Source organism: Actinotalea alkalitolerans (assembly GCF_023369855.1).
In the GTDB taxonomy this organism is placed as follows: domain Bacteria; phylum Actinomycetota; class Actinomycetes; order Actinomycetales; family Cellulomonadaceae; genus Actinotalea.
Map to the genome: position 1 here is coordinate 165,548 of NZ_JAMBPP010000009.1, position 21,761 is coordinate 187,308.

Genomic DNA, 21,761 nt, shown 5'->3' on the forward strand with positions numbered 1-21,761 from the left:
CACCGCGGCCCGGTCGTCGCGGTGAGCACGTAGGTTGGTCGGATGGATCGCGCCGAGCTGCTGCTGACCCCGGCCCGCTCCGTGCTGCTCGCCCTGTGGGGCCAGCACCTCGGCTCGGGGGCAGTCCCGCTGCGGTCCGCGATCGACGCCGTCGAGGGCGACGACGAGCCGCACGTGGTGGACGCCGCCTCGCTCGGCCCAGACGGGCCGACCACGCTTCCGGACCTGCTCGCCGACTGGGCCGAGGGCAGCCGGACCCTCGCGGCCGCCCTGCCCTCGCCGGGAGACCTCGCGGGTGTCCCTGCGGCGGTGAGCGGAGCCGCGGCCGATGCCGGGGAGTGCGTCCTGGCGCGGACCGCGAACGGGACCTACGCCGCCGTCCCGGTGATCGAGGAGTTCGGCAGCGTCTACGAGACCGGCCACCTCGTCACCTGGACGGTGCACCGCGTCCCGGAGTGGCAGACCGTGCTGATGGGCGCTGTGGGGTCGCTGGCCGAGGCCGAGCGCGACCTGCGGACCGCCCTGCTGGCCTCGACCGACGCGTTGGCCTCGCTCGACGTCGCCCGGTGGCGTCCCGATGCGGCCGAGGCCATCGCGACCCTCCGGTCGCAGGACCCTGCCGCGGGTCTCCTCCCCCCGACCCTGGACCCCCGTCGGGTCAGGGTGCTGACCCTCGCCCTGCGACTGCGTGGGATCGTCGCGCTGGCCACGGCCGACGACGGCGGCGCCGTCAACCTGTGGCAGGCGGACCAGCGGTCCACGGCCCTGCGCGAGATCGACCGGGCGGCCCGCCGCGCGCTCTCCTCGGCGACGCTCGTGACCGACGACCACGCTCGGGGCACCGCGCCGCTGGGCGGATGACCGCGCTCGACGGGTGGCTGCTCAGCCGATGGTGGTCGCTCAGCGGATGACGGAGCGGTAGACCTCGAGCGTCCGCTCGGCGATGGCCGACCAGGCGAAGTGGTCCTCGACCCGACGGCGCGAGGCGCGGCCCATCTCGGCGGCACGGACCGGGTCGCCCGCGAGCTCCCCGAGCGCAGCGGCGAGGTCCGTCACGAACCGTTCCGGGTCCACCGGCGTCCCGGTGCCGTCCTGCACCTGCTCGATCGGGACGAGCGTCCCGGTGACCCCGTCCTGGACCACCTCCGGGATGCCCCCCGTGGCGGTGCCGACGACCGGCAGCCCGCAGGCCATCGCCTCGAGGTTGACGATCCCGAGCGGCTCGTAGACCGACGGGCAGGCGAACACCGTGCACGCCGACAGCACCGCGACGAGCTCGGGGCGCGGCAGCATCTCCTCGATCCACACCACCCCGTCGCGCTGGGCCCGCAGGTCGGCGACCAGCCCGGCCACCTCGGCCGAGATCTCGGGTGTGTCGGGAGCCCCCGCGCACAGCACCAGCTGGACCTCGGCGGGCAGCCGCTCGGCCGCGCGCAGCAGGTACGGCAGACCCTTCTGCCGGGTGATGCGACCCACGAAGACGACCGCCGGGCGGTCCGGGTCGATGCCGACCCGGCGCACGACCTCGGCCGCCGTGGCCTTGGCCTGGTCGCTCTCGGGCCGGCGCCAGCCCTCGAGGTCGATGCCGTTGTGCACCACGTGGACCCGGTCGGGGTCGATGTCCGGGTAGCAGCGCAGGATGTCCGCCCGCATGCCCGCGCTCACCGCGATCACCGCGGCCGCACCGAGGTAGGCCGTCCGCTCGGCCCAGCCGGACAGGGCGTAGCCCCCACCGAGCTGCTCGGCCTTCCAGGGACGCAGCGGCTCGAGGCTGTGGGCGCTCACCACGTGCGGGATCCCGTGCAGCAGGCCGGCCAGGTGCCCGGCCAGGTTGGCGTACCAGGTGTGGGAGTGGACGATGTCGGCGCCCTCGACGTCGGCGGCCATCAGCAGGTCCACGCCGAAGGTCATCAGCGCCGGGTTGCTCCCGGTGAGCCCACCGGGAACGTCGTAGCCGAAGACGCCCTCCTCGGTACGGGCACCGTCGAAGCACCGGACGCGGACGTCGACGGTTCCCCGGAGCACGGCACTCAGCTCCGCCACGTGCACCCCCGCCCCGCCGTAGACGTGGGGCGGGTACTCACGGGTCAGCAGGTCAACGCGCACAGCGACACGCTAGCGCTTTTCCCGGTTCGCGTCTGGCCGAGAGGCGAGCGCGGGCCTAGGGTCGGGGCATGGCAGCCCCGCGCGTTCTGGCAATCGTCCTCGCAGGTGGTGAGGGCAAGCGACTCATGCCCCTGACGGCGGACCGCGCGAAACCTGCGGTGCCCTTCGGCGGGATGTACCGCCTGGTCGACTTCGCGCTGTCGAACCTGGTCAACTCCAAGTACCTGCAGATCGTGGTGCTCACCCAGTACAAGTCCCACAGCCTGGACCGTCACGTGGCCAAGACGTGGCGGATGTCCCCCCTGCTCGGGAACTACGTCGCACCGGTGCCTGCGCAGCAGCGGGTCGGCAAGCACTGGTACCTCGGCAGCGCGGACGCCATCTTCCAGTGCCTGAACATCATCGCCGACGAGCGCCCCGACATCGTCGTGGTCGTGGGGGCGGACCACGTCTACCGCATGGACTTCTCCCAGATGGTCGACGCCCACGTCGCCTCGGGAGCGGAGTTCACGGTGGCGGCGATCCGTCAGCCCATCGCGATGGCCGACCAGTTCGGCGTGATCCAGACCTCGGCCGAGCACCCCGACCGGATCACCGACTTCCTCGAGAAGCCCATCGACCCGGTCGGCCTGCCTGACGCGCCGCACGAGATCCTCGCCTCGATGGGCAACTACGTCGCCAACGCCGACGCGCTGGTCGAGGCGGTGACCCGGGACGCGGAGAACCCGACCTCACGGCACGACATGGGCGGTGACATCGCGCCGTACTTCGCCGAGAAGGGCACCGCCGGGGTCTACGACTTCATCCACAACGATGTCGCCGGCTCGACCGACCGCGACCGCGACTACTGGCGCGACGTCGGGACCCTGGACTCCTACTACGACGCGCACCTCGACCTGATCTCCGTGGTCCCCGTCTTCAACCTGTACAACACCGCCTGGCCGGTGTTCACCGGCTACTCGGGGCTGCCACCGGCCAAGTTCGTCCATGCCGGGCCGGGGCGGCTCGGTCACGCCTCGGACTCGCTGGTCTCCCCCGGTGTCATCGTCTCGGGAGCGACCGTCTCAGGGTCGGTCCTCTCACCCGGGGTGTACCTGCACTCGTGGGCGTCGGTGAGCGACTCGGTCGTGCTCGACGGCGTGCAGGTGGGCCGTCACGCCCAGGTGCACCGGGCGATCCTCGACAAGAACGTCATGGTGCAGGAGCGCGCCAGGGTGGGCATCGACGCCGAGCACGACCGCGCCCGAGGATTCACCGTGACCGACTCGGGGATCACGATCGTGCCCAAGGGCACCGTCGTCGAGGGCTGAGTCGTCGACGGCTGAGCGGGGCCACCTGGGAGGACCGCCCGACGCTACCCTGCACGGGTGAGTCCCCCCACCCCGCCCGCTGACGGCGCGCCATCCCCCGACTCGCGCCGGCTGGTCGTCCTGGACGTCGACTCGACCGTGATCACCGGTGAGGTCATCGAGATGCTCGCGGGGCACGCGGGATCACGCGAGGTCGTCGCCGCGATCACCGAGAGTGCGATGCGCGGCGAGATGGACTTCGCGGCCTCGTTGCACCAGCGCGTCGCGACCCTGGCCGGGCTCCCGGTCTCGGTCTTCGACACCGTCCGCCTCGAGATGCACCTCACCCCGGGCGCGGAACGCCTCGTCGCCGAGCTGCGCCTCCGGGGCTGGCCCGTGGGGCTGGTCTCCGGGGGCTTCGTCGAGCTCGTGGGGCCGCTCGCCCGTGACCTCGGCATCGACTTCGTGCGGGCGAACGCCCTCGAGGTCCAGGACGGGGTGCTCACCGGCCGGGTGAGAGGCCCGGTCGTGGACAGCGCGGCCAAGGCCGCAGCGCTGCGGGAGTTCGCCGCCGCCCAGGGCGTGACGATGGACCGTACGGTCGCCATCGGCGACGGTGCGAACGACCTGGAGATGCTCGCGGCCGCCGGGCTCGGGATCGCCTACAACGCCAAGCCCGTGGTGTGCGCGCAGGCCGACGTCGCCGTTCTCGACTCGCCCCTCGACGCGGTGCTCGGAGTGCTCGGCCTCGAGTGACCCGTTCGGCCGTACCCGGTCAGCCCGGGCGGACGACGTCCAGCAGACGCGCGGCGCGCGGTGCCAGCGCCGACCACGAGGCGACCTCGAGCAGTGCGTAGGAACCCGTGGTCAGGCCCGTGCGGACCTGCGCGAGCGCCGTGTCGTCGCCCGAGCCGGACAGTGCGGCCGCCACGCCCGACATGGTGGGCTCGTGACCCACCACGAGCAGGGTGCGCACCCGGTCGTCGATCTCACGGACCAGGGACACCAGGTCGGCGGTCCGCGCCTCGTAGACCCGGTCGGTGACGTCGACGTCAGGCTCGGGCACCCCTCCCATCGCCGACCGCACGAGCTCCCAGGTCTGGCGGGTCCGGACCGCGGACGAGACGAGCACGTGGTCGGGCAGCAGGTCGGCGGCGACCAGCCCGGCACCGATCGACCCGCACTGCGACCTACCGGCCAGGGCGAGAGGACGCAGCTCGTCCGCCACGCCCCCCGAGGGCTCGGCCTTGGCGTGGCGCAGCAGGATGAGCCGCCGCTCGCCGGCGCCCTCACCCCTGGTCGGCACCACCGCTCAGAAACCCATCGCGTGGAATCCGCCGTCGACGTGGACGATCTCGCCCGTCGTCGCGGGGAACCAGTCGGACAGCAGCGCAGCGACCGCGCGAGCGGTCGGCTCGGCGTCGGAGGCGTCCCATCCCAGGGGGGCACGCTCGGGCCAGCCGTCGTCCATCTTCTCGAAACCCGGGATCGACTTGGCCGCCGTGGTGTGGACAGGTCCGGCCGCGACCAGGTTCACCCGGATGCCCTCGGGACCCAGGTCACGGGCGAGGTAGCGGGCGGTGGACTCGAACGCCGCCTTGGCCACGCCCATCCAGTCGTACACCGGCCAGGCATACCGTGCGTCGAAGGTCAGGCCCACCACGGACGAGCCTCTGCCCATGAGCGGCCTGCTCGCGACCGCCAGGGCCTTGAGCGAGTACGCCGAGATCTGCAGCGCGGTGGCCACGTCCTCCCACTGACCGGACAGGAAGTTGCCACCCAGCACCGACTGCGGTGCGAAGCCGATCGAGTGCACGACTCCGTCGAGATGGTCGGTGTGCTCCCGGACGCGGCCGGCCAGCTGGTCGAGGTCGTCCGAGGAGGTCACGTCGAGCTCGACCACGGGTGGTGTGACCGGCAGCCGCTTGGCGATGGCCTGGGTGAGCCGGAGCTGGCGGCCGAAGGAGGTGAGCACGACCTCGGCACCTTCCTGCTGCGCGAGCCGTGCCACGTGGAAGGCGATCGAGGAGTCCATCAGGACCCCGGTCACCAGGAGCTTCTTGCCGTCCAGCAGACCCATTCGTGTTCCCTTCGGGTGACGTGCGATGAGGTGGCCCGGTCGTGCGATGCGGCACGGGCACCGATGATGAGCAGCGGTGTCAGTGCCCCATGCCGAGTCCACCATCGACCGGGATGACGGCACCGTTGACGTACGCGGCATCGGCCGACGCGAGGAAGTGCACGACACCGGCCACCTCGTCCGGCTGGGCGAACCGCCCGGCAGGGATGGCTGCACGGTAGGCCTGCTGGCGTTCCTCGGGCAACGCGGCGGTCATCGCGGTGTCGATGAACCCCGGGGCCACGACGTTGGCAGTGATGCCGCGTCCGCCGAGCTCACGCGTGATCGACCGCGCCATCCCGACCAGGGCCGACTTCGACGCCGCGTAGTTGACCTGCCCCTGACCACCGTAGAGACCGACCACCGAGGAGATCAGCACGATCCGACCGCGGCGCATCCGGATCATCTGCTTGGAGGCGCGCCGCACGCAGCGGAAGGTCCCGGTGAGGTTCACGTCCACGACCGTCTCGAAGTCCTCGTCGGTCATCCGCATCAGCAGCTGGTCACGGGTGATCCCCGCGTTGGCGACCAGCACCTCGACCGGACCGTGAGCGGCCTCGACCTCGGTGAAGGCCGCATCGACGGCCGCGGTGTCGGTGATGTCCCCGACCACGCCGAGCACGCCGGCCGGAAGGTCCCCGCTGCGGTAGATCGTGGCGACCCGGTCACCTGCAGCGACGAAGCGCTCGGCGATCGCACGCCCTATCCCCCGGTTCGCGCCGGTGACCAGCACGCTGCGCGGCTCGACGCGGCGTGGCTCGGTCCCGGCTGCCGTGTTCTCGGCCACAGGTGCTCCTGTCTGGGTCGGTGGACCGGCGTGCTGCGAGGTGCAGCCGCAGGAAGTCCGGTGCAGACCGTAGCCGATCCGCGGCTCGGGCCCCCAGTGCCCGGCCCGACGTAGACTCATCAGATGGACAAGGACCGCGCGCCCGCACGAGGCCTGCGCCGCGGCTCGAGGAGCCCGGAGGCCGAGGTCCAGCGCATCACGAGCGCATCGGCTCCCCTGGCGGACGACATGGCGCAGCGGTCCCGTCGGTACCTGGCCCAGATGTCGATCCGGGTGGTCTGCTTCCTCGCCGCGGTGGCGATCGACCACTGGACCCGATGGGTGCTGCTCGCCGGAGCCGTGGTCCTGCCGTACTTCGCGGTCGTGCTGGCGAACGCGGGCCGTGAGCGCGGCTCAGACCCAGGGACGTTCGTCGGCGCACCGGTCCTGCCGCCCGGTCTCACGCCGGCCGCCGACCTGCCGACCAGCACCCCGGGTGACGTCCGGTGACCGAGCCCGACCAGCTGACCTGCAGCGCACGGGGGTGCGGCGCACAGGCCTCGTGGGGTCTGCGCTGGAACAACCCGCGCCTGCACACCGCCGACCGCCGCAAGGTGTGGCTGGCCTGCACGGACCACCGCGAGCACCTCGAGCAGTTCCTCGGTGCCCGGGGCTTCCACCGCGACACGGTGCCCGTGGGTGACCTGGGCCCGACCGACGGATGAGCGGTGCGTCCACGGCCGTCCGGGCCGGGCGCCGCGCCCGGTTGCGCCGATGGGTCGTGCTCGTCGGCGTCGCGAGCGTCGTCGCGGCGGGCTGCGTGGCCGCGGGGGTGTGGCAGTGGACCCGGCACGTCGACCGCAGCACGCTGATCGAGATCGTCCAGGCGAACTACGACGCCGACCCCGTCCCGCTGGCCGAGGTGCTCGACGCACCCGCGGTCCCGCTGCCCCCCGAGCAGAACTGGCAGGTGGTCCGCGTCCAGGGCGAGTACTCCCCCGCGACGGTGCTGCTCCGCAACCGCCCGGTGGCCGGCCAACCCAGCTTCCACGTGCTGTCGCCGTTCACCGTCACCGGGCCGGCCGCCGGACCTCTCGAGGGAACGGTGCTGGTCGTCGACCGGGGCTGGGTGCCCACCGGTGCCGACGGGTCCGACGCGGACACGGTCCCCGCACCACCGACCGGACCCGTCGAGCTGGTCGTGCGGCTCCGACCCGACGAGCCCGCCTCCCGCCGGGACGCGCCCGCGGGCCAGGTCCAGGCGATCTCCGCCCAGCAGGTGCGCGCGGCGGTGCCTGAGGAGGTCCGCTGGCCCGTGGGCTCGACCCTGGGCACCTACGGCATGCTGGTGACCGAGGACGGCTCACCACCCTCCGGGCTGGGGCCACTGGCTCGGCCGAGCACCGACCCCGGTTCCCACCTCTCCTACGCGTTCCAGTGGTGGGTCTTCGCCCTCGGCGCGCTCGCGGGAAGCGTGGTCCTCGGGGTCCGGGAGGACCGCGCCGAGAGGGCGGGCACGGCCGGGCCCACGACCAGCACCGGCCCGGCCGATCCGCCCGCGCGCCGTCGCCGTCCGACCGCCGAGGAGGAGGAGGACGCCCTGCTCGACGCGCAGAGCGTCACCCCGGACCCGCGGCAGACCGCGCGAGTGATCAGCCCTTCTTGACCTGCGCCCGGCGGGCCTCGGCGGCCGCTCCGCGCGTGGCACCTCCGCGGGCACGCATCTGGACACCGGCCTCGCTGAGCACGCCGTGCACGAACCCGTAGGAACGACCGATGTCCTGTGCCATCGAGCGGATGCTCTCCCCCCTGGAGTACCGCTCGACCAGGGAGGATGCCAGGTCCTTGCGCCCGTCCCCGGTGATCCGGGAACCCTTCGGCAGCTTCTCGCTCATTCGTCCTCCAGGTGAGGGTGTGGTCGGCCCGCCACGGTCACGGGTCGTGGCCGCGACGTCGCCCGCGCGGTCTGCACCACCCGGACGAGCTACGCCAGAGAGATCAGCTCTGCGTAGCTGTCGTTCCACAGATCTTCGTCGCCATCCGGCAGAAGCACCACTCGTTCGGGCGACAGCGCGGTCACCGCACCCTCGTCGTGGGTGACCATCACCACGGCCCCGGCGTAGCCCGCGAGCGCCCCGAGCACCTCCTCGCGGCTGGCGGGGTCGAGGTTGTTGGTCGGCTCGTCCAGCAGCAGGACGTTGGCCGAGGAGACCACCAGGGCGGCCAGCGCCAGGCGCGTCTTCTCCCCGCCCGAGAGCACCCCGACGGGCTTGTCGGCGTCGTCCCCCGAGAACAGGAACGACCCGAGGACCGAGCGCACCTGGGTATCGGTCAGGTGGGGCGCTGCGTGCCGCAGGTTCTCGACCACGGTCAGCGTCGTGTCGAGGGTCTCGTGCTCCTGCGCGTAGTAGCCCACCTTGAGACCGTGCCCGGGCTCGACCTGACCGGTGTCAGGGGTCTCGACCCCTGCGAGCAGCCGCAGCAGCGTGGTCTTGCCCGCCCCGTTCAGCCCCAGGATGACGACCCGGCTCCCCCGGTCGATCGCGAGGTCGACCCCGGTGAAGACCTCCTGCGAACCGTAGGACTTGCTCAGCCCGTGCGCGGTGAGCGGCGTCCGGCCGCACGGGGCAGGGTCGGGGAAGCGCAGACGTGCGACCTTGTCCGAGGCCCGCACGCTCTCGAGCCCCGAGAGCATCCGCTCGGCCCGTCGGGCCATGTTCTGGGCCGCGACGGCCTTGGTGGCCTTGGCCTTCATCTTGTCGGCCTGGGCGAACAGCGCGGACGCCTTCTTCTCGGCGTTGGCACGCTCACGGCGTCGTCGCCGCTCGTCGGTCTCGCGCTGGTTGAGGTAGGCGTCCCAGCCGAGGCTGTACTGGTCCATCTCGCCGCGGTTGGCGTCGAGATGGAACACCTTGTTGACCGTGGCCCGCATGAGGTCGACGTCGTGGCTGATCACGATGAACCCGCCCGCGTAGGACCGCAGGTACTCGCGCAGCCAGACGATCGAGTCGGCGTCGAGGTGGTTGGTCGGCTCGTCGAGCAGCAGTGTCTCGGCACCGGAGAACAGGATCCGGGCGAGCTCGACCCGGCGACGCTGCCCACCCGAGAGGGTGCCGATCTCCTGACCGAGGACCCGTTCGTCGAGGGACAGGTTGGAGGCGATGCGCCCGGCCTCGCTCTCGGCCGCGTAGCCACCGGCGGCGGTGAACCGGGACTCCAGGCGCCCGTAGCGCTCCATCGCGGTCTCGCGGGTCTCGTCGTCGGCGCTCGCCATCGCGGTCTCCGCCTCGCGCATGGAGCGCACGATCTCGTCGAGCCCCCGCGCGGAGAGGATGCGGTCCCGGGCCAGGGAGCCCAGGTCACCCGTCCGAGGGTCCTGCGGCAGGTAGCCCACGTCTCCGGTCCGGACGACCTGACCCCCGGTGGGCTGGCCCTCGCCGGCCAGCACCTTGGTCAGGGTCGTCTTGCCGGCACCGTTCCGCCCGACCAGGCCGACCCGGTCGCCGGCGGCGACGCGGAACGAGGCCTTCTCGAGCAGGACGCGTACGCCGACGCGCAGCTCGATGTCATGAGCGGTGATCACTGAGGTTTCCTCCGATGGGTGCCCGTCCACGTTGTCGGTGGGCACAAACGCCACCCATCCTACGACCGGCTAGCGTGGCGCCCGATCGGCCGAACGCCCGGCGCCCCGCGTCCGCTCCCCGAGCGACGCCCCACGACCCTGGGGGACACCATGCCCGTCGCACCTGAGAACGATGCCGTGCCTGCCGCAGCGAGCCGGGTCCCTGTCGACCCCGACGCCGGTGGGCGCGCCCTCCCGGTCCCGGTGCTCAGGTCCTCGGCAGCCACCGACGTCGCCCTCATCGCGACCTTCGCGGCCTTCGTCGCGGTGTGCGCGCTGCTGCCCTCGATCGCCGTGCCGAACCTCGCCGTCCCGATCACCCTGCAGACCTTCGGGGTGATGCTCGCCGGTGTGGTCCTGGGCCCGCGCCGTGGGTCGCTCGCGGTGCTGCTGTACCTCGCGGTCGGGCTGGCAGGTCTGCCGGTCTTCGCCCAGGGGACCGGCGGGCTGGCCGTGCTCGGCAAGCCGTCCCTGGGGTACCTCCTGGCCTTCCCGCTGGCTGCAGGGCTCGCCGGGCTGCTCGTCGGCCGAGCGCGCTCGCTGCCGACCCGCTGGCTCCCGGTGGCGATCTTCGGCGCGTGCGCCGCCGGTTCGCTCCTCCTCACGCACCCGATCGGGATCTCGGTCATGGGTGCCCGCCTGGGCATGGGCGTGCAGGAGGCGATCGCCGCCGGCGCCACGTTCCTGCCGGGGGACGTCCTGAAGAACGTGCTCGTCGCCGTGGTCGCGACCGCCGTCTTCCGCGCGTTCCCCGACCTGCTGCAGCGGCGGCCCTGACCTTGATCGAGCTCGCCGGAGCCACCGTCACGGCCTACACCGGCACGGGCCACGGTGGGCAGCAGGAGATCCTCACGATCCTGCACCCGGTGACCTGCACGCTGGTCGAGCAGCGGGTCGCGGTGATCGGCGCGAACGGCTCGGGCAAGTCCACCCTGGCCCGGCTCGTCAACGGGTTGGTGCTGCCCTCGGCGGGCACGGTCACGGTCAACGGGCTCGACACGCTGACCCATGGCGCGGCCGTGCGCCGTCAGGTGGGTTTCGTCTTCACCGATCCCGACGCACAGCTGGTGATGCCCACGGCCGTGGAGGACATCGGGCTGTCCCTGCACCGGCTGGACCTGTCCGCCGCCGAGCGTGACGAGCGTGCCCGGGCCGCCCTGGCCCGCTTCGGGCTCGGGGACCGTGCCGAGGTGCCCGTCCACGCCTTGTCGGGCGGGCAGAAGCAGCTGCTGGCGCTGGCCGGTGTGCTGGCCACCGAGCCGGCGGTGCTGGTCTGCGACGAACCGACCACCCTGCTCGACCTGCGCTGGCGGTCCACGGTCGACACCCTCCTGGAGGGCCTGGACCAGCAGGTGCTCCTGGTCACCCACGACCTCGAGGCCGCGGCGCGTGCGGACCGTGTGCTCGTCGTCGACGAGGCCCGGGTCGTGTTCGACGGCGACCCACGTCAGGGTGTGGCGACCTACCGCGACCTCATGGCGGTGCACCGGTGAGCCGGCGACAGGACCGCCACCAGCGGCCCGCCTGGTCCGGGCCCCTGGGTCTGTACGCGTCGGGGACCACGTGGTTGCACCGCCTGGGTCCGGGGGCCAAGAGCGTGGGGCTCGCGGTGGTGGGCCTGCTCGTGCTGGTGGTCCGTGGCCCGTGGGGAGCGGTCCTGCTGCTGGCCGCGGTGACCGTGGCGGCCGCGTCGGCAGGCCTGCGCCGACGCAACGTCCTGCGCAGCCTGCTGCCGATCCTGGTCACGGCCGGCGTGGTCGGCCTGTACCAGTGGTGGCAGCGCGGGCCGGCGATCGCCGTCGAGGTCGCCGCCGGACTGGTCACCGTCGTCCTGGCGGCCTGCGTGGTCACGGCCACCACCCGGTCGGACCACCTCCTGGACGCCCTCGGCCGGGCCCTGGCACCGCTGCGGCACGTCGGTCTGCCGCCCCGCACGGTGGCCCTGTCGGTGGCACTGATGATCCGCTCCGTGCCGGCCCTGCTGGCGACCGCGGGCCAGGTCCGTGACGCCGCCAGGGCACGAGGGCTGGAACGCTCACCCCGGGCGCTGCTCGTCCCGGCCGCGGTGCGCACCGTGGCGCGCGCCCGGTCCACCGGAGAGGCACTGGCCGCGCGAGGGCTCGGCGACTGAGGTACCCGGGTCCTCACGCTCGACGCGCCGGGGCGACGGGTCCGCCCTAGGTTGAGCCCATGACCTTCAACGAGGGTGCGCGGCTGGACTCGAGCCGGGTCCGGACGAGCCGCGGTGGCCGTGGCGTCGCGGTGGGCGGTGGCCTCGGCGTGCTCGCACTGGTGGTGCTGTCCCAGCTGCTCGGGATCGACCTGACCGCCCTGGGCGACGGACTCTCGCAGGGGTCGGCGACCAGCGAGGCCACCAGCGCGGTCGAGGGCTGCGAGACGGGGGCCGACGCCAACCAGGACGTCAGCTGTCGGGTGGTGGGGGCGCTCAACTCGCTGGACGCGTACTGGGCGCAGGCGCTTCCCGCCGCGGGCAAGGAGTTCGTGCAGCCCGGTGCGGAGATCTTCGAGGTCTCGGTGCAGACAGGCTGCGGGAACGCGACGAGTGCGGTCGGCCCCTTCTACTGCCCGGCCGACCAGTCCATGTACATCGACACCGGGTTCTACGACGACCTGCGCACGCGTTTCGGTTCCTCAGGGGGCCCGCTCGCCGAGATGTACGTCGTCGCCCACGAGTACGGGCACCACATCGAGCAGATCACCGGGCTGATGGACCAGGCCGACCGCACAGGTACCGGGCCCGGGTCGGACTCGGTGCGCATCGAGCTCACCGCCGACTGCCTGGCCGGGATGTGGGCGCGCAACGCCTCCACGGTGCCCGACCCCGTCTCGGGCGTCCCCTTCCTCCAGCCGCTGACCCCTGAGGAGATCGCCGACGCCCTCTCGGCGGCCGCGGCCGTCGGTGACGACCGCATCCAGGAGCAGGCCACCGGCACGGTCAGCCCCGAGGCCTGGACGCACGGCTCGAGCGAGCAGCGTCAGCAGTGGTTCCTGGTCGGCTTCGAGGGCGGGACCCTCGACGACTGCAACGCGCTGGCCGCCGAGAGCCTGTGACCGCGGTTCCTGACGCTCAGATGTTGAAGCCGAGCGCCCGCAGCTGCTCGCGACCGTCGACGGTGATCTTCTCGGGACCCCACGGCGGCATCCACACCCAGTTGATCCGGAACCCGTTGACGACGCCGTCGAGAGCCTGGCCCGCCTGGTCCTCGATGACGTCGGTGAGCGGGCAGGCCGCCGACGTCAGCGTCATGTCGACGACGGCGTGGTTGTTCTGGTCCACGACGACGCCGTAGATCAGACCGAGGTCCACGACGTTGATCCCCAGCTCGGGGTCGATGACGTCGCGCAGGGCCTCCTCGACGTCGGCCGCGGACGGCGGTGTGGGCATCGAGCCCGGTGCTGTGGTCGTCATGCCTTCTCCTCCTGAGTCACGCCGGTCTGGACGAGCGCGTCACGCAGCGCCATCCAGCCGAGCAGTGCGCACTTGATCCTTGCGGGGTAACGGGCCACGCCGGTGAAGGCCGTCGCATCGCCGAGCAGGTCCTCGGACTGGTCGTCGAGCCCCTCGCCGCGGGTGTGCATCAGGGCCTTGAAGGTCTCGCCGAGAAGGTCCGCGGTCGCCACGGGTGCCCCCGTCACGAGCTCGGACATCACCGAGACCGAGGCCTGGGAGATCGAGCACCCCTGGCCGTCCCACCCGACGCGGTCCACGACGGTTCCTCCCGAGGCGTCGGCGGCCAGGTGGACGCGCAGGCGCACCTCGTCGCCGCAGGTCGGGTTGACCTGGAACGACTCCGCCTCGTAGGTCTCGAGCAGGCCCTTGCCGTGCGGGGACTTGGCGTGGTCGAGGATGAGCTGCTGGTACAGCTGTTCCATCGAGCTCATGACTCTCCTTGGTCGGACAGGCCGAAGAACGGGCGGACGCGGCCCAGGGCCTCGGCGAAGACCGCGACCTCCTCGGCCGTGGTGTAGACCGCCGCCGATGCGCGGGTCGACGCCGCGACCCCGAGCCGGCGGTGCAACGGCTGGGCGCAGTGGTGACCCACCCGCACCGCCACCCCGGCGTCGTCGAGGACCTGGCCGACGTCGTGGGCGTGCACCCCGTCGACCACGAACGAGACCGCAGCAAGCCGGTCCCGCGTGTCGGTCGGTCCCAGGATCCGCACGCCGGGCACCGCCGCGACGGCGTCCACCAGGAGCGCGGCGATCTGCTCCTCGTGGGCGGCCACGGCGTCCATCCCCAGCTCGTGCAGGTACCGGGCCGCGGCTCCCATCCCCACCGCCTGGGCGACCATCTGCGAGCCGGCCTCGAAGCGCTGCGGGGGCGGGGCGTAGGTGGTCGTCTCCATGGTGACGACCTCGACCATCGATCCTCCGGTCAGGACGGGAGGCATCGCTGCGAGCACCTCACGCTTTCCGTACAGCGCGCCCACGCCGGTGGGTCCGAGCATCTTGTGGCCCGAGAACGCCGCGAGGTCCACGTCCAGCGCGTGCAGGTCCACCGGCAGGTGCGGGACGCTCTGACAGGCGTCGAGCACGGTCAGGGCACCGACCTCCTGCGCCCGCCGCACGAAGGCACCGACGTCCGTCACCGCCCCGGTCACGTTCGAGGCGTGGCTGAAGGCCACGACCCGGGTCCGGTCGGTGACGACGGTGCCCAGCTCGTCGGTGCGCAGCCGGCCGTCGTCGTCCACGCCGATCCAGCGCAGCACCGCCCCGGTCCGTGCGCACAGCTCCTGCCAGGGGACGAGGTTGGCGTGGTGCTCGGCCTCGGTGACGACGATCTCGTCGCCGGGCTGCAGGGCGAACCGTCGGGCTGCACGCCCCCCGCGGCCCAGGGTCGCGTTGGACATCGCGTAGGCCACGAGGTTGATCGCCGCAGTGGCGTTGGGCTGCCAGACGATCTCGTCCGCCGCAGCACCGACCAGCGTCGCGACCTCGACCCGGGCCTGCTCGAAGGCCTCGGTCGCCTCCTCGGCGAGCTGGTGCGCGCCACGGTGGACCGCGGCGTTGCGCTGCAGGTAGAAGTCCTGCTCGGCGTCGAGCACCACGTCCGGCTTCTGCGAGGTCGCCCCCGAGTCGAGGTACACCAAGGGACGACCACCGCGGACGGTGCGCGACAGGAGCGGGAAGTCGGCCCGCACGGCAGCCAGCTCCGCCGAGGTCAGTGCCGAGCGCCGGCCGGGGGCCTGCGGCTCGAGGGTCGCCGTCATGAGAGTCCCTTCGACCGGCCGTGGCCGGTGCAGGTCGGGGTGAGGATCAGGCGGACGGGGCGAGGAACCGGTCGTAGCCCTCGGTCTCGAGCCGCTCGGCGAGCTCGGGGCCACCCTGCTCGGCGATCCGGCCGTCGACGAAGACGTGCACGAAGTCGGGCTGGATGTAGCGCAGGATCCGCGTGTAGTGCGTGATCAGCAGCACACCGACCTCGCCCGTGGCACGCACCCGGTTGACGCCCTCGGAGACCACGCGCAGCGCGTCGACGTCCAGGCCCGAGTCCGTCTCGTCGAGGATCGCGAACTTCGGGTCGAGGAGCTCCATCTGCAGGATCTCGTGGCGCTTCTTCTCCCCGCCCGAGAAGCCCTCGTTGACGTTCCGCTCGGCGAAGGTCGGGTCCATGCGCAGCTGGTCCATCGCTGTACGGACGTCCTTGACCCAGTGACGCAGGGCCGGGGCCTGGCCGCTGATCGCCGTCTTGGCCGTCCTCAGGAAGTTCGAGACGCTCACGCCGGGGACCTCGACCGGGTACTGCATGGCCAGGAACATGCCCGCGCGTGCCCGCTCGTCGACGCTCATGGCCAGCACGTCCGCGCCGTCCAGGGTGACGGTGCCCTGGGTGATCTGGTACTTGGGGTGACCCGCGAGGGAGTAGGCCAGCGTCGACTTGCCCGAGCCGTTGGGGCCCATGATCGCGTGCGTCTCACCGGAGGCGACCGTCAGGTCGACGCCGCGCAGGATGGGCTTGGAGCCCTCCTTGGTCTCGACGCTGACGTGCAGGTCGTGGATCTCGAGAGTGGACATCGGTTCTCCTCAGAAGTTCAGTGTGATGTCGACGTCCACGAGCACGCGCTCGCCGTCGATGGTCAGGGGGTAGACGGGCACCGCGCGGGTGGCCGGGAGAGCGAGCGGGGCTCCGCTGCGCAGGTCGAAGGTGGACCCGTGGAGCCAGCACTCGATCGTGCCGTCCTCGACCTCGCCGTCCGAGAGCGAGACCTGCCCGTGCGAGCAGATGTCGCTCAGGGCGTGGAAGCGCCCGTCGCTGTCGCGTGCGACGGCGACGGGAACCGGTCCGGTCTCGCCCTCGAGCTCGACCCGCAGGGCCGAGCCGGGGGCGATGTCGGAGACCATGCAGGCGAGCTGAGCGGTCATCCGGTCACCGTCGCGACGGTGTCGAGCTCGCTCATGCTCCGCTCGAGCTCGGCCTCGATAGCGCCCAGCAGGCGCTCCTCGATCGCGGGGACACCGATCTGCTGGATCAGCTCGGCGAAGAACCCGCGCACGACCAGGCGGCGCGCGTCGGTCTCGGGGATGCCCCGCGAGCGCAGGTAGAACAGCTGCTCGTCGTCGAAGCGCCCGGTCGCCGACGCGTGACCGGCGCCCTCGATGAGCCCCGTCTCGATCTCCAGGTTCGGCACCGAGTCGGCACGGGCACCGTCGGTCAGCACGAGGTTGCGGTTGAGCTCATAGGTGTCGGTGCCCTCGGCGGCAGCACGGATCAGGACGTCACCGACCCAGACCGTGTGCGCCCCGGCCCCCTGCAGCGCACCCTTGTACGTCACGCGCGAGCGGCAGCTCGGAACCACGTGGTCGACGAAGAGGCGGTGCTCCTGGTGCTGGTCGGCGTCGGCGAAGTACAGACCGAGCATCTCGACCTCACCCCCTTCGCCGGTGAACTCGGCATCAGGGGTGACCCGGACCACGTCCCCACCCAGGGTCACGACGATGTGCTTGACCACCGCGTCGCGGCCGATGCGGATGCGGTGCGCAGCCGCGTGCACCGTGCCCGCGTCCCAGTCGTGGATCGAGACGACCGTCAGGTGCGCGCCGTCCTCGGCCAGGATCTCGACCGTCTCGGAGAGGGACGCCAGTCCCAGGTGGTCCACCACGACCACCGCTTCGCTGAGCGGCTTGGCGTGGATCACCAGGTGGGAGGCCGACGGCTCGGGTGCCGAGCCGCTGCCCGGGGCCAGGCCCGAGGCGATGACTCCCTCGACCCGCACGCTGGTCGCGGCAGAGGCCACGGCCTGCGCCGGGATCGTCACGACGGTCGCCTCCCGGAACGACTGCCAGGCGGCTGCGGAGGTGCGGTCCCCGGGACGACCCGCGACACCGACCCGGGAGTCGTCACGACCGACGATCTCGACCTCGACCTCGGGCGGGTTCACCACGGTGGTCCGCGTCGAGGTGCCTCGCAGACCCTCGCCCGACGCGTCGAAGAGCGGCGCGAGCCGGGCTACGGGCGAGAAACGCCACTCCTCCTCGCGACCGTCGGGGACCGTGAAGTCCTCCAGGTCGTACGAGGTCTTCCGTGAGGCGCGCGAGCTGTCGGGCGTGCCACCGCGACCGTGCGTGTGGGCACCGTCGGTGACCGCCCGGCTGTGGTCGGTGGACAGATCTGTGGACATGTCGGTGGGCATAGCCTCTTCTGGTGTGGTGGTGTCGGTCGAGGGGATCGAGGTCATCAGCCGACGGAGCCTTCCATCTGCAGCTCGATCAGGCGGTTGAGCTCCAGGGCGTACTCCATCGGCAGCTCGCGGGCGATGGGCTCGACGAAGCCACGCACGATCATCGCCATCGCCTCGGTCTCGGCCATCCCGCGCGACATCAGGTAGAAGAGCTGCTCCTCGCTGACCCGGGAGACCGTGGCCTCATGACCCATCGACACGTCGTCCTCACGGACGTCGACGTAGGGGTAGGTGTCGGACCGCGAGATCTGGTCCACGAGCAGCGCGTCGCACAGCACGTTCGACGTGGACCCCTCGGCACCCTCGAGGACCTGCACCAGGCCACGGTAGGACGTGCGTCCGCCACCGCGGGCCACCGACTTGGAGATGATCGACGACGACGTGCGGGGCGCCGCGTGCACCATCTTCGCGCCGGCGTCCTGGTGCTGCCCCGCGCCCGCGAAGGCGATCGAGAGCGTCTCGCCCTTGGCGTGCTCCCCCATGAGGTAGATCGCCGGGTACTTCATGGTGACCTTGGAGCCGATGTTGCCGTCGACCCACTCCATCGTCGCGCCCTCAGCGGCCGTAGCCCTCTTGGTCACGAGGTTGTACACGTTGTTCGACCAGTTCTGGATCGTCGTGTACCGCACCCGGGCGTTCTTCTTGACGATGATCTCGACGACCGCGGAGTGCAGCGAGTCGCTCGAGTAGATCGGGGCGGTGCAGCCCTCGACGTAGTGCACGTAGGAGCCCTCGTCGGCGATGATCAACGTGCGCTCGAACTGGCCCATGTTCTCGGTGTTGATCCGGAAGTAGGCCTGGAGCGGGATCTCCACGTGCACGCCCGGCGGCACGTAGATGAACGACCCGCCCGACCACACCGCGGTGTTGAGCGCGGCGAACTTGTTGTCGCCCGGGGGGATCACCGAGCCGAAGTACTGCTCGAAGATCTCGGGGTACTCGCGCAGACCCGTGTCGGTGTCCACGAAGATGACGCCCTGCTCCTCGAGGCTCTCCTGGATCTGGTGGTAGACGACCTCGGACTCGTACTGGGCCGCCACCCCCGCGACCAGACGCTGCTTCTCGGCCTCGGGGATCCCGAGGCGGTCGTAGGTGTTCTTGATGTCCTCGGGCAGGTCCTCCCAGCTGGTGGCCTGCTTCTCGGTCGACCGGACGAAGTACTTGATGTTGTCGAAGTCGATCCCGCCGAGGTCCGAGCCCCAGTTCGGCATGGGCTTCTTCTCGAACAGCCGCAGCGACTTCAGCCGGGTCTTGAGCATCCACTCGGGCTCGCTCTTGAGCGCCGAGATGTTCCGGACGACGGCCTCGGAGAGCCCCCGCTGCGCGGACATGCCCGCGGCGTCGGAGTCGTGCCAGCCGTAGCCGTAGCTGCCGATCGAGTTGATGATCTCCTCGTCGGTGGTCATCGGTTCGGTAGGTGCGCTCATCGTGTTCCTTCCACGGTCGCCGCAGGTGCGGGACGGTCGGATGCTGCTCGTACGGAGGGTGAGGTCGTGGGGACGTGGGTGGTGCAGACGTGACCGCCCGAGGCCAGCGTCGAGAGGCGTTGGACGTGGACGCCCAGGAGCCGCGAGAACAGCCGAGCCTCGGCCTCGCAGAGCTGGGGGAACTCGGCAGCGACGTCGCGCACGGGGCAGTGACCCTGGCACAGCTGGACGGCACGCCCCCCCGGCATCGGGCGGGCCGAGGACGCGTAGCCGTCGCCGGCGAGGGCCGCAGCGAGCGCCTCGGCCCTCGCACCCACGTCGCTGCCCGCCGCGGCGACCGTGTCGGCGTGCCGGAGCTCGAGGTCTTGCACCCGGCGCACGGCGAAGGCCTCGACGGCCTCGTCCCCGCCGACCTGGGCGAGGAAGCGCAGCGCCTGGGTGGCGAGGTCGGAGTAGGCGCTGCTGAGCGCGGTCTGACCCTTGTCGGTCGCGACGTAGCGTCGGGCGGGTCGCCCACGCCGGGGGTGGCCGGGCAACGGCACGTCGTGGACCGCGACCTGCCCCGAGTCCTCGAGGGCGGCGACGTGACGCCGGACCCCCGCGGCGGTGAGGTCGAGGTCACGCGCGAGCTCGACCACCGAGACCGGGCCGACCTCGACGACCAGCCGGAGGATGCGTTGACGCGTGGTGGACTCCACGGCGGCCGGATCGGCTGCGAGCGGTGCAGGCACGGCTGTCAGCATGGTCCACCTCCGATGAGCTCGTCGTGGCGCGGCCACGGTGCGTCCCGGGGCCTGCTCGACCCCGCGATATAGACAACATCCTTGTTGTCGAATTGCTTCCCTGCAACAAAGGTCTGCCTCACCAGGGCGGAGAGGGGGACGCCGTCGGGTCCGCCTAGACTTCGGCGTCGTGCCCGACTCCTCGCCCACCGGCCCGCTGCGCGCGGGCCCCGCGTCCTCTGCTGGCCCTGCGCCCGGGCACGCCGTCGTCGTCGAGGGACTGGTCAAGCGCTACCGAGGCACCGAAGCCGTCAGCGGCCTGGACCTGGTGGCCCCCACCGGCGCCATCACGGCCGTGCTCGGACCCAACGGCGCCGGCAAGACCAGCACCATCGAGTGCTGCGAGGGTCTGCGTCGCCCCGACGGGGGCACCGTCCGGGTGCTCGGGCTCGACCCCGTGGCCGACGCACGCCGGCTGCGCCCACGCGTCGGCGCGATGCTCCAGGACGGCGGTCTGCCCTCGACGGTCCCGGCCGCCGAGGTCCTCCGTCACGTCGCCACGATGTACGCCCACCCGCGTGACCTCGGTGAGCTCTCGGAACGCCTCGGGCTGCACGCCTTCGCACGCACCCAGGTCCGGCGCCTGTCCGGCGGCCAGCGCCAACGCCTCGCCCTGGCCACCGCGGTCGTCGGAGGTCCCGAGGTGGTCTTCCTCGACGAGCCCAGCGCGGGGCTGGATCCCCAGGCCCGGCTCGCGGTGTGGCAGCTCGTCCGCGAGCTGCGCGACCAGGGCACCACGGTGATCATCACGACGCACCAGATGTCCGAGGCCGAGCAGCTCGCCGAGCACGTCGTGATCGTCGACCACGGGCGTGCGATCGCCGCAGGCAGCCCGGCGGAGCTCGTCGGCACCGACGACGTCGTGCGGCTGGCCGTACGACCCTGGTCCACCGCGGCGCGCCCTGTCGCGCCGGCCGAGCAGGCCACAGCCCTGGCCGAGGCCCTGGGCTCCGCCACCGGCGCCCCCCACCGGGTGACCGTCGACGGGGAGACCCTCGAGGTGCACACCGCGGCCGACCCGGCCCTGCTGCACGCCGTCGCGGGGTGGGCGGCCCACGCCGGGTTGCTCGTGACCTCGCTCACCACCGGTCGCCGAACCCTCGAGGACGTCTTCCTCGACCTCACCGGACGGACCCTACGATGACGCGTGCTGCGGCCCCGCTGCCCCGCAGGGTGGCGGCCCAGGCCGCCTTCGAGATGAGGACCGTGCTGCGCAACGGCGAGCAGCTGGTGATCACCCTGGTGCTGCCGGTCCTGCTGCTGCTCGTGCTGACCCGCACGAGCTTCATCGACCTCGGGACCGACGACCGGATCGGTCTGGTCGCCCCGGGCATCCTCGCGCTCGCCGTGATGTCCACCGCCTTCACCTCGCAGGCCATCGCCACCGGCTTCGACCGGCGCAACGGGGTGCTGCGCCTGCTCGCGACCACCCCGCTGGGTCGCGGCGGGCTGCTGGCCGGCAAGTGCCTGGGGGTGCTGGCCCTCGAGGTCCTGCAGATCACCGTGCTCGCGGGGGTCGCCGTGGCCATGGGCTGGAGGCCCGACCCTGCCGGGCTCGCACCGGCCGCGTTGATCCTGCTGCTCGGGACCGCGGCGTTCACCTCCTTCGCGCTGCTGCTGGCCGGGACGTTGCGGGCCGAGGCCGTCCTTGCCGTGGCCAACCTCGTCTGGGTGCTCCTGCTGGCGGCCGGCGGGGTGCTGCTGCCCGTGGACCTCCTGCCCGTCCCCGCCGGGCACGTCGCCCTCCTGCTGCCCTCGGGGGCGCTGGGCGAGGCGCTGCGTTCGACGCTCACCGGAGGTGGGCTGCCGATCTCGTCGGTCGTGGTCCTCGGGGCGTGGACCGCGGTGCTCGGGACCGCGACGGCACGCCTCTTCCGCTGGAGCTGAGCAGCCGGTCGAGGACCGCTCCGAGCGTCGGGCGCGTCCCGAGCGCGGCGCGAGGCCAAGTAC

26 protein-coding genes are annotated in these 21,761 nt (G+C 72.0%); 12 read left to right on the forward strand and 14 right to left on the reverse strand.

The annotated features are described in order from the left end of the window. Positions 1-42: 42 nt before the first annotated feature. A complete protein-coding gene (locus M1R94_RS13095; protein ID WP_249382145.1) occupies positions 43-861 on the forward strand; it encodes a hypothetical protein in 819 nt (272 codons plus the stop codon). A 39-nt stretch (positions 862-900) separates the two neighbouring features. Here M1R94_RS13095 and glgA read toward each other — a convergent pair whose 3' ends face one another. Next, on the reverse strand, positions 901-2,106 hold the full coding sequence (gene glgA / locus M1R94_RS13100; RefSeq protein ID WP_249382146.1) for a glycogen synthase: 1,206 nt from the start codon (positions 2,104-2,106) through the stop codon (positions 901-903). A gap of 68 nt (positions 2,107-2,174) precedes the next feature. Here glgA and M1R94_RS13105 point away from each other — a divergent pair, with 68 nt between their 5' ends. Together M1R94_RS13105 and serB are read left to right on the forward strand one after the other, a co-directional pair. Further along, the gene (locus M1R94_RS13105; RefSeq protein ID WP_249382147.1) at positions 2,175-3,416 is read left to right on the forward strand and encodes a glucose-1-phosphate adenylyltransferase; all 1,242 of its coding nucleotides are present in this window, start codon (positions 2,175-2,177) and stop codon (positions 3,414-3,416) included. A 57-nt stretch (positions 3,417-3,473) separates the two neighbouring features. Next, on the forward strand, positions 3,474-4,151 hold the full coding sequence (gene serB / locus M1R94_RS13110) for a phosphoserine phosphatase SerB (protein ID WP_249382148.1): 678 nt from the start codon (positions 3,474-3,476) through the stop codon (positions 4,149-4,151). 19 nt (positions 4,152-4,170) lie between these two features. Here the strand turns inward: serB and M1R94_RS13115 are convergent, their stop codons facing one another. The 3 genes from M1R94_RS13115 to fabG form a co-directional block, all read right to left on the reverse strand. Further along, positions 4,171-4,704 carry a SixA phosphatase family protein gene (locus M1R94_RS13115; RefSeq protein ID WP_249382149.1) on the reverse strand — a complete coding sequence of 178 codons (534 nt, stop codon included), beginning with the start codon at positions 4,702-4,704 and terminating at the stop codon, positions 4,171-4,173. A gap of 3 nt (positions 4,705-4,707) precedes the next feature. Then, positions 4,708-5,475 carry an enoyl-ACP reductase FabI gene (gene fabI / locus M1R94_RS13120; RefSeq protein WP_249382150.1) on the reverse strand — a complete coding sequence of 256 codons (768 nt, stop codon included), beginning with the start codon at positions 5,473-5,475 and terminating at the stop codon, positions 4,708-4,710. A 79-nt stretch (positions 5,476-5,554) separates the two neighbouring features. Continuing rightward, on the reverse strand, positions 5,555-6,301 hold the full coding sequence (fabG, locus tag M1R94_RS13125) for a 3-oxoacyl-ACP reductase FabG (RefSeq protein WP_249382151.1): 747 nt from the start codon (positions 6,299-6,301) through the stop codon (positions 5,555-5,557). 123 nt (positions 6,302-6,424) lie between these two features. On the opposite strand from fabG, the gene M1R94_RS13130 reads away from it, so the two are divergent. Genes M1R94_RS13130 through M1R94_RS13140 form a run of 3 tightly spaced genes read left to right on the forward strand, consistent with a single transcriptional unit; the run spans position 6,425 to position 7,946 of the window. After that, positions 6,425-6,790 (forward strand): DUF3099 domain-containing protein, encoded by a 366-nt coding sequence (locus tag M1R94_RS13130; RefSeq protein ID WP_249382152.1) that lies wholly within the window; start codon positions 6,425-6,427, stop codon positions 6,788-6,790. Then, positions 6,787-7,005: a hypothetical protein gene (locus tag M1R94_RS13135; protein WP_249382153.1), complete on the forward strand. Its 219-nt coding sequence runs from the start codon at positions 6,787-6,789 to the stop codon at positions 7,003-7,005. The genes M1R94_RS13130 and M1R94_RS13135 overlap by 4 nt, the downstream gene beginning before the upstream one ends. Then, positions 7,002-7,946 (forward strand): SURF1 family cytochrome oxidase biogenesis protein, encoded by a 945-nt coding sequence (locus M1R94_RS13140; protein ID WP_249382154.1) that lies wholly within the window; start codon positions 7,002-7,004, stop codon positions 7,944-7,946. Before M1R94_RS13135 ends, M1R94_RS13140 begins: the two co-directional genes overlap by 4 nt. Here the strand turns inward: M1R94_RS13140 and M1R94_RS13145 are convergent. Further along, complete coding sequence (locus M1R94_RS13145) at positions 7,933-8,175, reverse strand: helix-turn-helix domain-containing protein (RefSeq protein ID WP_249382155.1); 243 nt, start codon at positions 8,173-8,175, stop codon at positions 7,933-7,935. The genes M1R94_RS13140 and M1R94_RS13145 overlap by 14 nt on opposite strands. Before the next feature lie 89 nt (positions 8,176-8,264). After that, on the reverse strand, positions 8,265-9,863 hold the full coding sequence (locus M1R94_RS13150) for an ABC-F family ATP-binding cassette domain-containing protein (protein WP_249382156.1): 1,599 nt from the start codon (positions 9,861-9,863) through the stop codon (positions 8,265-8,267). A 150-nt stretch (positions 9,864-10,013) separates the two neighbouring features. Here M1R94_RS13150 and M1R94_RS13155 point away from each other — a divergent pair, with 150 nt between their 5' ends. The 4 genes from M1R94_RS13155 to ypfJ are packed head-to-tail and all read left to right on the forward strand — an operon-like array spanning position 10,014 to position 12,974. Then, positions 10,014-10,679 carry a biotin transporter BioY gene (locus M1R94_RS13155; RefSeq protein WP_249382157.1) on the forward strand — a complete coding sequence of 222 codons (666 nt, stop codon included), beginning with the start codon at positions 10,014-10,016 and terminating at the stop codon, positions 10,677-10,679. A 2-nt stretch (positions 10,680-10,681) separates the two neighbouring features. Then, positions 10,682-11,395, forward strand: coding sequence for an energy-coupling factor ABC transporter ATP-binding protein (locus M1R94_RS13160; protein WP_249382158.1), 714 nt, complete (start codon positions 10,682-10,684; stop codon positions 11,393-11,395). Beyond that, on the forward strand, positions 11,392-12,033 hold the full coding sequence (locus tag M1R94_RS13165) for an energy-coupling factor transporter transmembrane component T family protein (RefSeq protein ID WP_249382159.1): 642 nt from the start codon (positions 11,392-11,394) through the stop codon (positions 12,031-12,033). The genes M1R94_RS13160 and M1R94_RS13165 overlap by 4 nt, the downstream gene beginning before the upstream one ends. A gap of 59 nt (positions 12,034-12,092) precedes the next feature. Next, positions 12,093-12,974: a KPN_02809 family neutral zinc metallopeptidase gene (gene ypfJ, locus M1R94_RS13170; RefSeq protein WP_249382160.1), complete on the forward strand. Its 882-nt coding sequence runs from the start codon at positions 12,093-12,095 to the stop codon at positions 12,972-12,974. Between the two features lie 16 nt (positions 12,975-12,990). Here ypfJ and M1R94_RS13175 read toward each other — a convergent pair whose 3' ends face one another. The 8 genes from M1R94_RS13175 to M1R94_RS13210 are packed head-to-tail and all read right to left on the reverse strand — an operon-like array spanning position 12,991 to position 19,772. After that, a complete protein-coding gene (locus tag M1R94_RS13175) occupies positions 12,991-13,332 on the reverse strand; it encodes a metal-sulfur cluster assembly factor (RefSeq protein WP_249382161.1) in 342 nt (113 codons plus the stop codon). Continuing rightward, positions 13,329-13,805: a Fe-S cluster assembly sulfur transfer protein SufU gene (gene sufU / locus M1R94_RS13180; RefSeq protein WP_249382162.1), complete on the reverse strand. Its 477-nt coding sequence runs from the start codon at positions 13,803-13,805 to the stop codon at positions 13,329-13,331. Before sufU ends, M1R94_RS13175 begins: the two co-directional genes overlap by 4 nt. Beyond that, entirely contained in the window at positions 13,802-15,133 is a 1,332-nt protein-coding gene (locus tag M1R94_RS13185; RefSeq protein ID WP_249382163.1) for a SufS family cysteine desulfurase, read from the reverse strand. Before M1R94_RS13185 ends, sufU begins: the two co-directional genes overlap by 4 nt. A gap of 46 nt (positions 15,134-15,179) precedes the next feature. Beyond that, on the reverse strand, positions 15,180-15,938 hold the full coding sequence (sufC, locus tag M1R94_RS13190; protein WP_249382164.1) for a Fe-S cluster assembly ATPase SufC: 759 nt from the start codon (positions 15,936-15,938) through the stop codon (positions 15,180-15,182). Positions 15,939-15,947: 9 nt separating this feature from the next. Continuing rightward, positions 15,948-16,286 carry a non-heme iron oxygenase ferredoxin subunit gene (locus M1R94_RS13195; RefSeq protein WP_249382165.1) on the reverse strand — a complete coding sequence of 113 codons (339 nt, stop codon included), beginning with the start codon at positions 16,284-16,286 and terminating at the stop codon, positions 15,948-15,950. After that, a complete protein-coding gene (gene sufD, locus M1R94_RS13200; protein ID WP_249382166.1) occupies positions 16,283-17,542 on the reverse strand; it encodes a Fe-S cluster assembly protein SufD in 1,260 nt (419 codons plus the stop codon). The genes M1R94_RS13195 and sufD overlap by 4 nt, the downstream gene beginning before the upstream one ends. A 56-nt stretch (positions 17,543-17,598) precedes the next feature. Then, positions 17,599-19,029 (reverse strand): Fe-S cluster assembly protein SufB, encoded by a 1,431-nt coding sequence (gene sufB, locus M1R94_RS13205; RefSeq protein ID WP_283253352.1) that lies wholly within the window; start codon positions 19,027-19,029, stop codon positions 17,599-17,601. Continuing rightward, positions 19,026-19,772, reverse strand: a complete 747-nt coding sequence (locus M1R94_RS13210; protein ID WP_249382167.1) for a helix-turn-helix transcriptional regulator — start codon at positions 19,770-19,772, stop codon at positions 19,026-19,028. The genes sufB and M1R94_RS13210 overlap by 4 nt, the downstream gene beginning before the upstream one ends. A 196-nt stretch (positions 19,773-19,968) precedes the next feature. Here M1R94_RS13210 and M1R94_RS13215 point away from each other — a divergent pair, with 196 nt between their 5' ends. Both M1R94_RS13215 and M1R94_RS13220 read left to right on the forward strand, forming a co-directional pair. Beyond that, a complete protein-coding gene (locus M1R94_RS13215) occupies positions 19,969-20,955 on the forward strand; it encodes an ABC transporter ATP-binding protein (protein ID WP_249382196.1) in 987 nt (328 codons plus the stop codon). After that, positions 20,952-21,698 (forward strand): ABC transporter permease, encoded by a 747-nt coding sequence (locus tag M1R94_RS13220; RefSeq protein ID WP_249382168.1) that lies wholly within the window; start codon positions 20,952-20,954, stop codon positions 21,696-21,698. Before M1R94_RS13215 ends, M1R94_RS13220 begins: the two co-directional genes overlap by 4 nt. Positions 21,699-21,761 lie beyond the last annotated feature (63 nt).